The organism is Mycobacterium sp. NGS68 (genome assembly GCF_059812195.1).
Map to the genome: position 1 here is coordinate 175,352 of NZ_JCALCE010000011.1, position 13,480 is coordinate 188,831.

Annotated in this window: 13 protein-coding genes; 7 read left to right on the forward strand and 6 right to left on the reverse strand. The window is 67.9% G+C overall.

Going from position 1 to position 13,480, the window contains the following annotated elements; all coding sequences use genetic code 11:
* The first annotated feature begins 24 nt into the window (after window positions 1-24).
* Window positions 25-1,194, forward strand: a complete 1,170-nt coding sequence (locus AC5Y5V_RS14780) for an LLM class flavin-dependent oxidoreductase (protein ID WP_499936351.1) — start codon at window positions 25-27, stop codon at window positions 1,192-1,194.
* Here the strand turns inward: AC5Y5V_RS14780 and AC5Y5V_RS14785 are convergent.
* Together AC5Y5V_RS14785 and AC5Y5V_RS14790 are read right to left on the reverse strand one after the other, a co-directional pair.
* The gene (locus AC5Y5V_RS14785) at window positions 1,164-2,759 is read right to left on the reverse strand and encodes an FAD-dependent monooxygenase (RefSeq protein ID WP_499936353.1); all 1,596 of its coding nucleotides are present in this window, start codon (window positions 2,757-2,759) and stop codon (window positions 1,164-1,166) included. The two genes, AC5Y5V_RS14780 and AC5Y5V_RS14785, sit on opposite strands and share 31 nt — an antisense overlap.
* Before the next feature lie 56 nt (window positions 2,760-2,815).
* A complete protein-coding gene (locus tag AC5Y5V_RS14790) occupies window positions 2,816-3,274 on the reverse strand; it encodes an SRPBCC family protein (protein ID WP_499936356.1) in 459 nt (152 codons plus the stop codon).
* 190 nt (window positions 3,275-3,464) lie between these two features.
* Here AC5Y5V_RS14790 and AC5Y5V_RS14795 point away from each other — a divergent pair, with 190 nt between their 5' ends.
* The 4 genes from AC5Y5V_RS14795 to AC5Y5V_RS14810 are packed head-to-tail and all read left to right on the forward strand — an operon-like array spanning window position 3,465 to window position 7,283.
* Window positions 3,465-4,217 (forward strand): lysophospholipid acyltransferase family protein, encoded by a 753-nt coding sequence (locus tag AC5Y5V_RS14795; RefSeq protein ID WP_499936446.1) that lies wholly within the window; start codon window positions 3,465-3,467, stop codon window positions 4,215-4,217.
* On the forward strand, window positions 4,214-4,801 hold the full coding sequence (locus AC5Y5V_RS14800; RefSeq protein ID WP_499936359.1) for a maleylpyruvate isomerase family mycothiol-dependent enzyme: 588 nt from the start codon (window positions 4,214-4,216) through the stop codon (window positions 4,799-4,801). The genes AC5Y5V_RS14795 and AC5Y5V_RS14800 overlap by 4 nt, the downstream gene beginning before the upstream one ends.
* A gap of 57 nt (window positions 4,802-4,858) precedes the next feature.
* Window positions 4,859-6,151, forward strand: coding sequence for an esterase/beta-lactamase LipL (gene lipL, locus AC5Y5V_RS14805; protein WP_499936362.1), 1,293 nt, complete (start codon window positions 4,859-4,861; stop codon window positions 6,149-6,151).
* Window positions 6,152-6,173: 22 nt separating this feature from the next.
* The gene (locus AC5Y5V_RS14810; RefSeq protein WP_499936364.1) at window positions 6,174-7,283 is read left to right on the forward strand and encodes a serine hydrolase domain-containing protein; all 1,110 of its coding nucleotides are present in this window, start codon (window positions 6,174-6,176) and stop codon (window positions 7,281-7,283) included.
* Window positions 7,284-7,369: 86 nt separating this feature from the next.
* Here the strand turns inward: AC5Y5V_RS14810 and AC5Y5V_RS14815 are convergent, their stop codons facing one another.
* Window positions 7,370-8,797, reverse strand: coding sequence for a TIGR00366 family protein (locus AC5Y5V_RS14815; protein WP_499936366.1), 1,428 nt, complete (start codon window positions 8,795-8,797; stop codon window positions 7,370-7,372).
* A 24-nt stretch (window positions 8,798-8,821) separates the two neighbouring features.
* Window positions 8,822-9,205 (reverse strand): hypothetical protein, encoded by a 384-nt coding sequence (locus tag AC5Y5V_RS14820; protein WP_499936368.1) that lies wholly within the window; start codon window positions 9,203-9,205, stop codon window positions 8,822-8,824.
* A 142-nt stretch (window positions 9,206-9,347) separates the two neighbouring features.
* Between AC5Y5V_RS14820 and AC5Y5V_RS14825 the strand changes: the two genes are divergently transcribed.
* A complete protein-coding gene (locus AC5Y5V_RS14825) occupies window positions 9,348-11,183 on the forward strand; it encodes a fatty acyl-AMP ligase (RefSeq protein ID WP_499936370.1) in 1,836 nt (611 codons plus the stop codon).
* A gap of 26 nt (window positions 11,184-11,209) precedes the next feature.
* Window positions 11,210-11,968: a YqjF family protein gene (locus tag AC5Y5V_RS14830; protein WP_499936372.1), complete on the forward strand. Its 759-nt coding sequence runs from the start codon at window positions 11,210-11,212 to the stop codon at window positions 11,966-11,968.
* Here AC5Y5V_RS14830 and AC5Y5V_RS14835 read toward each other — a convergent pair.
* Window positions 11,965-12,732, reverse strand: a complete 768-nt coding sequence (locus AC5Y5V_RS14835; RefSeq protein WP_499936376.1) for an SDR family oxidoreductase — start codon at window positions 12,730-12,732, stop codon at window positions 11,965-11,967. The two genes, AC5Y5V_RS14830 and AC5Y5V_RS14835, sit on opposite strands and share 4 nt — an antisense overlap.
* 7 nt (window positions 12,733-12,739) lie before the next feature.
* On the reverse strand, window positions 12,740-13,450 hold the full coding sequence (locus AC5Y5V_RS14840; protein WP_499936379.1) for a DUF4190 domain-containing protein: 711 nt from the start codon (window positions 13,448-13,450) through the stop codon (window positions 12,740-12,742).
* Between the last annotated feature and the right edge of the window lie 30 nt (window positions 13,451-13,480).

A 13,480-nucleotide genomic window follows, 5' to 3' on the forward strand; every position in this document is an offset into this window, starting at 1 on the left:
ACCGATTCGCGTTAAGGTTCCGCCATGGGCAAGCTCAGATTCGGATACTTTATCGCCCCATTCCACCGGGCCGGCACCAACCCGACGCTCGCTTTGCAGCGCGACCTGGAGTTCATCGAGCACCTGGATGCGGTGGGCTTCGACGAAGTGTGGCTGGGCGAACATCATTCGGCCGGTAGCGAAATCATCAGTTCGCCTGAGGTTTTCATCGCCGCAGCCGCGGAGCGCGCCAAGCGGATCCGGTTCGGCACCGGCGTGATTTCGCTGTCGTATCACAATCCGCTGTGGGTCGCCGACCGACTGATGCTGCTGGATCACCTCACCCACGGCCGGGTGATCGGCGGCGTGGGGCCGGGCTCGCTGCCCACCGATTCCGCGATGATCGGGTTGACTCCTACCGACACGCGTGAGCTTCTCGAAACCAACCTCGACATCGTGGTACGCCTGCTGGCGGGGGAGACGGTCAGCGCCAAGACCGCCACGCATCAGCTGTTCGACGCGCAGCTGCAGCTGGCCCCGTACTCGGACGGCGGCATCCCGCTGGCGGTGGCCGCGGTCGCCTCACCGACGGGCGCGCGGCTGGCCGGCAAGCACGGCATCGGCTTGCTGTCCATCGGCGCGACGCTGATCGTGGACGGTTTCAACGCGCTGTCCTACCACTGGGACATCGTCGAAGAGCGCGCCGCGACCTTCGGCACGCAGGTTGACCGCGGCAGCTGGAGCCTGGTTGGCCCCATGCACATCGCCGAGACCGACGCGCAGGCCAGGGAAGACGTCAAGTTCGGCATCGAGTCGTGGTTCAACTACTTCCAGAAGGTTGCCGCGTTCCCGCAGATGACCATGCCGGGGGAGCAGCTCGACGAGATGATCGACATCATCAACGAAAGCGGCGCGGGTGTCATCGGCGGCCCGGAACGGGCGCGAGCCCAGGTGCAACGGCTGTGGGACCAGTCCGGCGGATTCGGCTGCTTCCTGCAGATGGGCCACGAGTGGGCCAACCCCGCAGCCACGAAGCGGTCCGCCGAGTTGTTCGCCGCCGAAGTAATCCCGCACTTTCAGGGTCAGGCGCAACCCACGCTGGACGCGGCGGCGCGGGCCGGGCAGGTCCGGGACGGTCTCGCGCAGACGCAGCTGCAGGCCGTCGAGCACATGACGAAGAAGTATCAGGACGAGGTCGCCACGCCGAACCAATAGGTCAGCAGGCGACGCAGTTCGCGCAATTCGTCGGCGGCGGGTGCGCCGGCGGATGATGCCCAGGCCACGTAGCCGTCGGGGCGCACCAGGAGGGCAGTCGCGTCGACATCGCCGACCGCACGTCCGACCGTGACGCTGAGCCCGTCGTCGACACCGGGGAGCGCGGCCGCCACCACGCCTCGGTCGGTGAGGTCGAGCAGCTGTGGACGTCCGTTGCGGGCCAGCTCCGCTACACGCCGTGTCACATAACCTTTTTCGGAGGAGATCTCGATAGCGAAATCGGGCACCCACCCCCCGACGAACGGATGCGCACCCGGGTTTGCCGGATAGCGGTTCTCCGCCCCCGACACCAGCTCGGTGAGGCGACGCACCGCGGCGGGATCGGTGAGCAGTTCGGCGAAAAGCTGCCGCAGCGCGGTGATCTCGGGACCGGGCCGGACGAGCGCCAGCTGAGCGCGGCTGTGCATGATGACCCGCTCGGCGGCCGGCCGGCGCTCGGATTCATAGGTGGCCAACAACTCAGGCCCCACGCGCCCGCGCAGGACGCCGGCCAGCTTCCAGCCCAGGTTCATCACGTCCTGAAGACCGAGGTTCAGCCCCGGTCCGCCCATCGGCGAGTGCACGTGAGCGGCGTCGCCGACCAGAATCACCCGTCCCACCTGGTATCGGGACGCCTGTCGTGAGTTGATGCCGAAGAACCGGCGCAGGTCGAGCGGGGCGCCGGGGGAGGTGGGCCGCAACGGTATGTCCGCGCCGAGTACTCGCTTGGCGCTGGCCTCCAGCTCGGCCAGGCTCATCGGCGGGTCGACACCGTCGCCGCGATTGATGAGGCCAGGGTCTTCGCGGGCGGTGCCGTCCAATTCGAAGACGATCACCGCGGCACGGCCACCGAGCGCACCCCACGCGAAGACGCCCCGCTCCACGCGCTGAAACTGCAGGGGCGGGACGCGCCCGAACCCCGGCACGTCCAGGCCGCCGCTGATCGGATCGACCCATTCGGCGGGCGGCAGCACCTCAAAGCCCATGCTGGCCACGGCGTCGTGGGACGACATGCCGGGAAACTCGATACCCGCGAGCTTGCGGGTCGTGCTGGTGCCGCCGTCCGCGCCGATCAGGTATCTGGCCTTCAGGTCGTAGGCGCCGTCGGGCCCGGTGATGTGTGCCGTGACGGCGCCGTCGTGCTGGTCGAATCCGGTCAGCACGTGACCCCAGCGAATGTCCGCGCCGTTATCGCTGGCGCGCTGCGCGAGCAGCCGAACCAGTCGGGGCTGCTGGATGGGGAGCATGAACAGTTCAGAATCCGGCGCCAGAGCCAGATCCAGCGCGAAGGCCGCGAACATGGCGCGCGGCGCGAGCTGCGGCCGACCCGCCAGACCGGACAGCTCCTCGTACAAGCCTCGGTGGTCGAAGACCCGAACCCCTTGACCCACAACGCCATTGGCCCGAGGCTCCGGGTTGGGGCCAGGCAGCGGGTCCAGCACTACCGGCCGGATACCCGCCAGCCCCAGCTCGCCGGCCAGCATCAGCCCGTTGGGCCCGGCGCCCGCGATCAGGACGTCAATCACTTAGCCCAGCTTAGTAGTTTCGGCCGACGCCGACAAACGGCGGTGCTCCCGGACCGCTACCGACCCGCCTCGCGGTCGGCCGCCTTCACCAGCTTTCCCGCGAAGAACTTCACTGCGCCGCCCATGCCGGCCCGCACCAACGGACCCGTCCCACGCACCTTTTCGACGAAGGAGCCTGTCCAACGAATGTCAGTGCCGCCGGCTGCATTCGGGGTCAGGACCACTTCGGCGAAGTAGTCGTCGACCGGCGCCGGCCCTACCAGCTTGTACGCGTGGCGGCGGTCCTGCTCGTACTCGACGGTTTCCTCTTGCACGAACACCGGCCAGGCGCCGATCTTGCGGATGGCCCCGACGCCGCCCGGCGCGGGATCTCCCTGCCGCGCCCAGCTAGAGCTGACGACGATCGGCTTGGCCCAGTTCGACCAGTTGGCCCCGTCGGTCACCAACCGGAACACCGTCGCCGGCGGCGCGCTGCTGGTCTTGTTGACCTCGAACGAATACTTCCGACCCGACATGCCCGACTCCCTGGTGAAACGACCGAACGACCCTGACTGGGACTGCCGCGTACCCTACCTGTGCCGGTGCCGTCGGAAAACGCTGCCTTCAGCGGGGGAGCGCGCGCATACTCGCCGTGTGAGTCGCGCCGCCACCCTTGCCGTTCCGCCCGCGCCCACGGAGGCCGACGTCGCCGCGGTCCTGCGACTGATGGAGCCGCTGCGAAGGGTGATCAAGCCCAAGGTCTACGGCATCGAGAACGTGCCCACCAAGCGGGCACTGCTGGTCGGCAACCACAACACGCTGGGCATGGTCGACGCGCCGTTCCTGGCCGCAGAGCTGTGGAAGCAGGGCAGGATGGTCCGTTCGCTCGGTGACCACGCGCACTTCAAGATCCCGGGCTGGCGGGATGCGTTGACGCGCATGGGTGTGGTCGAGGGCACTCGGGAGATCACGTCGGAATTGATGCGGCGCGGCGAGCTGGTCATGGTATTCCCCGGCGGCGGACGCGAGGTCAACAAGCGCAAGAACGAGCAATACAAATTGGTGTGGAAGAACCGACTCGGATTCGCGCGCCTGGCAATTCAGCATGGCTATCCGATCGTGCCGTTCGCGTCGGTGGGAGCCGAACACGGCATCGACATCCTGCTCGACGGCGACTCCAAGCTGCTGGCGCCGGTCGGCTTCCTCACCGAGAAGCTCCTCGGCTCGCCGGACGCCCCGATTGTGGTCCGCGGTGTGGGCCTGACGCCGCTGCCGCGTCCGGAACGCCAGTACTACTGGTTCGGTAAGCCCATCCCCACCAAAGCGTTCAAGGGCCAGGAGGCCGACGACGCGTTGGCGCGCAAGGTGCGCGAGCGCACCGCCGCCGCGGTCGAAAAGGGCATCGAGCTGATGCTCGCCGAGCGCGACGCCGACCCGAACCGTTCGCTGGTCGGCAGGCTGCTGCGGTCGGACAAGTGACGTTTCCGGCGGGCGCCGACCTGCACCTGGCGGTATGCCGCCGGTTCGGCTCCGCGGTCGCAGCAGCGGACGGCAAATGGAATTGCGAATCACCATGTGCTGGCTGGCATGCCAGGGATGTGCTGGAGCACGTGATCGGCTTCCACGACGTATTGCTGCTGCGACCGCTGGGCCGTAAACCGCAACGCCCCCAGAATGATCCGCTGCGACGGTGGGAGCTGACCTACCGAAGCGTCCGGCAGGCTCTGGACGATAGAGAACTTTTCCGTCGCGTCGTTGACGTGCCGCCGATCGGAAACAGACCGGCCACGCGGTTGGATGCGGACACGTTGGTCCCTCGGCTTACCCGGGACGTGCTGGTGCACACCTGGGACCTGGCGCGCGCAGTCGGCGCCGACGATTCGCTGGATCCCGCGTGGTGTGCGATCTTCTGGGACCAGCTGCCGGCCGATCCCGACGCCCTGGCCGGCTCCGGGATGTTCGCCGCGCCGGTCGCCGTTTCCGATGACGCCGACCTGCAATCGAGGTTGCTGGCCCGCCTCGGCCGGGATCCGTCCTGGCGCGGTGCCGCGCGGCCCAACTGAAATCTGTAAATCGCGATTTCCCGTGCGCCGGGCAGCTCGGGGCGCAATCATGCACGTATGGCGAAAGCGGCTGTCCTCACCCCTGACAATGGCCTGCCCTCCGGCGTCCAAGGTGCCTGCGATTCACGCTTCTCGGCGGCGATCAAGGCGTTCTCCGCGCTGTTCCCTCAGCGCCTGTTCGGCGGCGGTGCGCTGTCGGTGTATGTCGAGGGCGTTCAGGTCGTCGACGTGTGGACGGGGTTTGCCGACCGCAACGGCAAGGTGCCGTGGACCGCCGACACCGGCGCGATGGTGTTCTCCGCCACCAAGGGCCTGGCCGCGACGGTGATCCACCGCCTGGTGGACCGCGGGCTGCTGGAGTACGACGTGCCCCTCGCCGAGTACTGGCCGGAGTTCGGCGAGAACGGCAAGTCCGAGGTGACCGTCGAAGACGTGCTGCGGCACCGGTCGGGCCTGGCGCATCTCAAGGGCGTCGGCAAGGAGGAGATCCTCGATCACCTCGGGATGGAAGCACGGCTGGCCGCGGCGCCGCTGGATTCCCAGCACGGAAAGTTGGCCTATCACGCCATCACCTACGGATGGCTGCTGTCCGGGTTGGCCCGCGCCGTGACCGGCAAGGGCATGCGCGAGTTGTTCCGCGAAGAGCTGGCCCAAACCCTCGACACCGACGGCCTGCACCTGGGCCGGCCGCCGGCCGACGCTCCGACCACCGCGGCCCAGACGCTGCTGCCGCAGACCAAGTTCCCCACGCCGGTGCTCGACTTTGTCGCGCCGAAGATCGCGGGCCTGTCGTTCTCCGGGCTGCTCGGCTCGATCTACTTCCCCGGTATCCTCTCGCTGCTGCAGGGGGACATGCCGTTTCTGGACGGCGAGGTCCCGGCCGTGAATGGCGTCGTGACCGCACGTGCGCTGGCCAAGGTGTACGGCGCCATCGCCAACGGTGGCGAGATCGAGGGTTCGCGGTTGCTGTCGTCGGGGTTGGTGGACGAACTCCAGGGCAAGCCCGACCTGACACCGGATCTGAACCTCGGCATCCCGTTCACCTACCACAAGGGCTATCAATCGTCGCCCGTGCCAGGACTGTTGCCCGGGTACGGACACATCGGTCTCGGCGGCACGGTCGGGTGGGCCGACCCGGCCACCGGGAGCTCGCTTGCGTACGTCCACAACCGGTTGCTGACGCTGATGTTGTTCGACGTGGGGTCGTTCGCCGGGCTGGCACCCCTGCTGACCGGCGCTATCGCGGCCGCGCGAAAGGATGAGCCACTCGAGGTGCCGCACATGGGTGCGGGCTACGGCGAGCCCGCCGGGTCCGCCCCGCAGGATGCGGCCTCCGGCAGTGCGTCCTGACCGGTAAGCCCCCTTACCGACGTTGCGCAACAACGTGATACGGCTTCCGCTCGTCGTCACGGTCGCACTGTTGCTCGGCGCGTGCGGCGGCCACGGCGCGGTCGTCGGCACCACGACATCCGACCCCGCGCTCACGACAACCGACCCTGCCGTCGTCGCGGGCAGCGAGCGGGTGCTGGATGCCGCCGTCAAGGCCGGCGCACCGGGGTGTTCGGCCGCGGTGGGCGTGAAGGGTAAACCCGTTTGGACCGGGGCGCGCGGCTTGGCGAACCTGGCGAGCGGTGAGCCGATCAACGCCGACACGGTGTTCGACATCGCCTCGGTCTCAAAGCAATTCACGGCAACCGCGATTCTGCTGTTGGTCGAAGCCGGAAAGCTCACGCTGGACGACCCGCTGTCGCAGCACATGCCCAGCCTGCCGGCGTGGGCGAGGACCGTGACCGTCACGCAGCTGATCCACCACACCAGCGGCATTCCCGACTACACCGGGTTGCTGCAAGCGCAGGGCTACGGGATCCACGACCGCACCACGCAGGAGCAGGCCCTGCAGGCGTTGGCGGGCGTGTCGGCGCTGGACTTCGCGCCCGGCAGCAGCTTCGAGTACTCCAACTCCAACTACCTGCTGCTCGGCGAGATCGTGCAGCGGTTATCGGGCCAGCCGCTGCCCCAGCACCTGGACGCCGTCATCTTCCGGCCGCTCGGCCTGGCCATGGTCGTGGATCCGGTCGGGCGGGTTCCACACAAGGCCGTCTCGTACGAAAGGGCCGAGGGCCGATACCAGGTTGCCGACTCGCCCTGGGAGCAGGTCGGCGACGGCAGTATCCAAACCACGCCAAGCCAATTGGTGCGCTGGGCGGACAACTATCGGACCGGGGCGGTGGGCGGCAGGAGGCTCCTCGACGATCAGCTGGCCGGTGCGGTAGAAACCGAACCCGGTGGCGCGAACCGCTACGGCGCCGGAATCTACTTGATGTCCAACGGAACACTCGACCACGACGGAGCCTGGGGCGGCTTCCTGACCGCGTTCCGCATCAGCGCCGATCGCGGTAAGGAGCTGGCCGTCAGCTGCAACACCGACAAGCAGGACACCGAAGCCCTGGCCGACGCACTGGCGAAACTCTGGATGTACTAGGGCCGGCATTTGACTCTGCGTCCACTGCGGAAAAGATCGAGTAGCGACCGCAGTCAACGCATACTCACCCGCATCGACGTGCCACGTCAGAGCACGTGCGGCGCAATGAGAACCGCGGCACCCAACACCGCGAATCCGATCAGGAACGCGATGATCGTAAATCCCATCACCTGACGAACATTGAGCTTCGCGATGGCCAGCAGCGGCAGCAGCCAGAACGGCTGAATCATGTTCGCGACGCCCTCTCCGACCGCGACCGACATCGAGATGAGCCCCAGGTAGGCCGGCGAGTGTTGACCGACGGCCAGCGCTGAGTCCACCGCGACCGGCCCCTGCACGGCCCAGTGGCCGCCGCCGGACGGCACGAACAACGAGATGATCAGCGACCCAACGAAAGTCAGGAAGGGCAGCGTGTACTGGTTGGCGCCCGTCACGAGTGCCTCGGCAAGCACGGTCTGCAGCGGCTTGCCCGAGCCCGACGGCACATAGCCCAGCAGGCCGACCAGCCCCCCATAGAGCGGGTATTGCAGCAACAGTGGACCGGACACCTTGGCGGCGCCGGAGAACGCGCGGATGAAACGGATCGGGGTGCGGTGCAGCAACGCGCTGGTCACGGTGAACAGCATGATCATCGACGAGATGTTGAGCGCAAATCGGCTGAGCGCGAAGTACGTTATGCCCGCGGCGAAGATCAGGACGTTGAGGATCCACAGATTCTCCAGCCACTCGGCAAACGTGCGCTTGGCGCCTTCGGCCTCCGCGACGGGCTCGGGTTCCTCCTCGAACACCGCGGGATCGGGTTCCAGGCCCTGCGTCGGCGCCATCCGCCAGATCGCCAGGGCGAGCAGGGCAAGCACCACGATCACCGCCACCCAGCTGTAGGGCTGGAAGATGGTCAGCGACAGCGGCACGTTCGCGCCGGTTAGCTTGTGTATCACGTTGATTGGGCTGGCGCTGTCGGTGTTCGCCAGCGCTATCGATGAAGACAGCCCCTGTGTCCACACGATGAAGCCCATGAACGCCGCGGCGATCAGGTAGCCGAAATGCCCCCCCGCAAGCCTTTTCGCGACCTGACGAGCGACCAGGGCGCCCGCCACCAGACCAAGCCCCCAGTTCAGCAGCGACAGGCCCGCGCTGACACCGAAACACAGCAGGGCCCCCTGCGCCTGGTTCTGCGGCTTGCCGGCGATCTTGACGATGGCCCGCTTGAGGACGGGGGCCTCGGCGAGCGTGTAGCCGGTCACCAAAATCAGCACCATCTGGAAGGCGAAGGTGAAGATGTTCTGCTGGCCCCACACCCCGCCGTACCAGGCCCTGAGCATGCCCGACGGCGTCGCGCCCGCGACCAGCAGCGCCACCAGCCCCGCCACGATGACCGTGAGGATGACCGCGAACAGGTACGGGTCCGGCATGAAGCGTTCGACGTAGCGCACGCACAGCGTGGTCAGGTGCCGCATCACCCCGCGCCGCTCGCGGTCCGGGAGCGGGACCTCGCGGTCTTCTGTCGCCGTCATCGACCTGCCTTTTGTCGAGTGGGATTACACGAATTCGTAGACGATCAGCCCCACGAGGGCCGCGGCCACCAGCAATAGCACTGCCAGGATCGACGCGCGGGCAAATCCGGACTGACGGCGAAACCAGTGGTGCAGCTGGATGCAGCGCCAGTCCGTCCAGGCGTAGGCGCGGGCGGCCCAGTCGACCTCGACGGCCAGCAGGCGAAAGGCGATCAGCAGCGCGGGGATACCGGCCTCGGGGAGCAGTACAACCAGCGGGATGCACACCAGCAGCAGCACGCCTGCCAGCACCGCGAGGCCCACCCGAACGACCGTCGGCCTGGCCCGACCGCGTTCGCGGTAGGCGAGCACCCGGGCGAGCGCGGCCTCGCGCGCGCTCTGCGCCGTGCTCTGGCCGCCGGAGTCCACGCACGGACTGTAGTCGGCACGACTCCACCGCGCTAACGATCGCGACACGCCGACAACGTTCGCGCTGGATTGAGTCTCGGCGCGGGACGCGATCGCGATCGCGATCGCCGCGGGGCGAATTGCGTCTGCATAGACTTCGGTCATGGATTACGGTTCCCGCCAGGACTCCGTGGCTCCAAAAGGTCTGCTAGAGATCGAGGATTGCCTGGATGCCGACGGCAACATCGCGTTGCCCGCGGGCACCACGCTGATCTCGCTCATCGAACGCAATGTCACCAACGTCGGCGACCTCGTGGCCTTCCGCTACCTGGACTACGCCCGCACCGAGGGGCAGGCCCACGAGGTGACGTGGGCCGAACTCGGCGTTCGGCTGCAGGCCATCGGCGCCGCGGTGCAACGGTTCGCGGGCGCGGGCGACCGGGTCGCGATTCTCGCGCCGCAGGGGATCGACTACGTAGCCGGTTTCTACGCGGCGATCAAGGCCGGCGCCATCGCGGTGCCACTCTTTGCCCCCGAACTGCCGGGCCACGCGGAACGCCTGGAAACGGCACTGCTCGATTCCGCGCCCACGCTGGTGCTCACGACGACGGCGGCGCGCGACGCCGTCGAGTCGTTTCTGGCCAACCACCCGCGCGTGCCACGGCCGCATGTCGCCTACATCGACCAGATTCCCGATTCGGCGGGGGAGTTGTTCACCCCGGTCGAACTGGAGATGGCCGCCGTCTCGCATCTGCAATACACGTCGGGAGCGACGCGGCCGCCGGTCGGCGTGGAGATCACCCACCGCGCCGTCGGCACGAACCTGGTGCAGATGATTCTGTCGATCGACCTGCTGAACCGGAACACCCACGGCGTCAGCTGGTTGCCGCTCTACCACGACATGGGCCTGTCCATGATCGGCTTCCCGACGGTGTACGGCGGGCACACCACCCTGATGTCCCCGACGGCATTTGTCCGCCGCCCGCTGCGCTGGATCCAGGCGCTGTCCGCCGGGTCCCGCACCGGACGCGTGGTCACCGCGGCGCCCAACTTCGCCTACGAGTGGACCGCGCAACGTGGGCTGCCGGCGGCCGGCGATGACGTCGACCTGGGCAACGTCGTCCTGATCATCGGGTCCGAGCCGGTCAGCATCGACGCGGTGACGACGTTCGATAAAGCGTTCTCCCCGTACGGATTACCGCGCACCGCGTTCAAGCCCTCGTACGGCATCGCGGAGGCGACGCTGATGATCGCCACCATCGACCACGCCGCCGAGACGTCGGTCATCCACCTCGACCGGGAACAGCTGGGCGCGGGCCGCGCGGTGCGTGTCGCGGCCGATGATCCCAACGCCGTCGTACAGGTCTCGTGCGGTCAGGTCGCGCGCAGCCTATGGGCAGTCATCGTCGACTCGGAGACCGGAACCGAACTGCCCGACGGCGTCGTCGGCGAGGTCTGGTTGCAGGGCGACAACGTCGGCCGGGGTTACTGGCGGCGGCCCGAGGACACCCGGTGGGCGTTCGGCGCCACGCTGCAATCCCGGCTGGAAGAGGGCAGCCACGCGGGCGGGGCGAAGATCGACGGAAAGTGGTTGCGCACTGGGGATCTGGCCGTGTACCTCGACGGCGAGCTCTACGTCACCGGGCGGATCGCCGACCTCGTCGTGATCGACGGGCGCAACCACTATCCGCAGGACATCGAGGCCACCACCGCGGAAGCGTCGCCGCTGGTCCGACGCGGATACGTGACCGCGTTCGCGGTGCCCGGTGATGCCGGCCCGCGGCTCGTGATCGTCGCGGAACGGGCGCCCGGCACCAGCCGCGCCGACCCGGCGCCGGCGATCGAGGCCATCCGCGCGGCGGTGTCGAAGCGGCACGGGCTGTCGGTGGCCGACGTGGTATTCCTGCCGGCCGGCGCAATTCCGCGCACGACCAGCGGGAAGTTGGCCCGCCGGGCCTGCCGCGCGCAATACCTCGACGGCGAATTGGGCGCCCACTAACGCGGGCCGCATGCCACGATGGAGCGGTGACCTCGAGTCCGTCTGCCGCCGAGCCGAATCCGGAGCTGGCGGGCTACCCGGTGACGCCGCCGCCGCTGCCGCGCCCGGTCACGTTTGACCAGCGCTGGAGCGACGTGTCCTTTATCCACTGGCCGGTGCGGCCGGAGGGTGTCGCCGACCTGTACCCGCCCGGCACCCGTCCCGACGTCTTCGCCGACGGCAACACCTACGTCGGGCTGATTCCGTTCGTGATGACGAGCACCAAGCTCGGAACGGCACTGCCGCTGCCGTACTTCGGCCGCTTCGCCGAGACCAACATCCGGCTCTATTCGGTCGATGACGCGGGGCGCCACGGCGTGCTGTTCCGGTCGTTAGAGACGGAGCGATTGGCCGTGGTGCCGCTCACCCGCATCACCCTGGGTGTCCCGTACACGTGGGCGAAGATGCGGGTGACGCGCTCAGCCGACCGGATCACCTACGACAGCGTGCGGCGCTGGCCGCGGCGTGGGCTGCGCAGCAGGGTGACGGTGGCAGTCGGCGACGTCGTCGAGCCGACGCCGCTGCAGGTGTGGCTCACCGCCCGCTGGGGCGCACACACCCGCAAGGCCGGCCGCACCTGGTGGGTGCCGAACGAGCATGAGCCGTGGCCCTTTCGGGCGGCGCAGGTCGTCGAACTGCACGACGAACTGCTGGGGGCCAGCGGCGTGCATCCCGCCGGCGCGAGGCTGGACGCGCTGTTTTCACCCGGTGTGGCAACGCATTTCGGCCGACCCCAGCTCGTTTAAGGACAGGTGTACCCGCCGTCGATCACGATGTCCGAGCCCGTCATGTAGCTGGATGCCGCGCTCGCCAGGTAGAGGTAGAGGCCGGTCAGTTCCTCGGGCCGGCCGATGCGGCCAAGCGGGATTTTCGGCTCCCACAGCGCGTGGTACTCGGCCAGCGGTTCCACCAGCTCGGTGAGGATGTAGCCCGGGCTGACGCTGTTCACCCGGATGTTGTGCGACGCGAACTCCACGGCCATGGCCTTGGTCAGGTGAATCACCGCCGCCTTGGACGTGCAGTAGTGCCCGACCTGCTGGGGGACGTTGATGATGTGCCCGGACATCGAGGTCGTGTTGATGATGACCCCGCCTTCTCCCTGCCGCACCATCGCCCGGGCCGCCGCCCGAGCGGTGAGGAAGACACCAGTCACGTTGGTGTCCTGGATGCGTTGGAACTCCTCGAGCGACATCTCCAACATCGGGGTGACGGAGACGATGCCGGCGTTGCAAACGGCGATGTCGATCCCGCCCAGCTTCTCGGTCACCTGGTCGAGCATGCTCGTCACCTGCTCCTCGTCGGTGACGTCGCAGCGGATGGGCACCACCGTGCCGCCCGCAGCGGCGAGTTCAGCCGCTACCCGCTCCAAGCCGTCGGATCTCCGCGCTGCGATGGCGACCTGCGCCCCCGCTTCGACATAGGCCTGCGCCACCCGCCTGCCAATACCGCTGGAGCCCCCGGTCACCAACGCCCGCTTGCCGCTCAGGTCGAACAAGTCCAATACGCTCATGCTGCGCTCAGCCCTTGATCGACCCCGTGCGCTGAGTGGAAAACGTTGCGATGCAAACCATCTCGCGATCTCCCTGCTTCCAGGACTCCTGCGATGGAGGCATGAAAGCCAAGCCGGTACCGGAGGTGTCGTCGGACGCACTCGGGGCATACGACGAAAGCGCGTCATGGCACTTGTGCCGGTACTCGTCGAATACCGACTCGGCCGGGAAAGATCCGCCCGGCATCCTCAGCACCCCGACCACCTCGGCGCTGTGCATTCGATCGCAGCTGATGGTGTCCACGTGCTTGACGCGGTCCCCGGTGGGCAGTTCGGACCAGCAGTCACCGACCTTGATGTTGCGAACACTGGTGGAATGACTGCCGTTCGACGCGAAGGCGCCGAGAGCGGCGAGGGCGACGATAGCTACTAACCACAAACCCGAGAACACCAGACCGGCGATGGCCAGGCCCCGGCCCTTCTGGCCGCCGGGCCTGGTTCTGATCAGGCCGATGATGCCGAACGGAATGGCGAGCAGACACGCCCCCAGGATGCCGAGCACCAGCGACGCGACGGCGAACCCGCTCGTGGTCTGGAACTGCGGTCCCGGCTGCAAGCCATACCCGGGCGCCGGCGGCGGGTAGGGGGCGGGGTACTGACCCCCCGGTTGCTGCGGCTGGTACGGCTCTCCGCCCGGTGGCTGGTACGGGTACGGCGGACCTGCAGGTGGTTGCGTCATTGCGTAAGGGTACAAACCGTCGAGGCACCC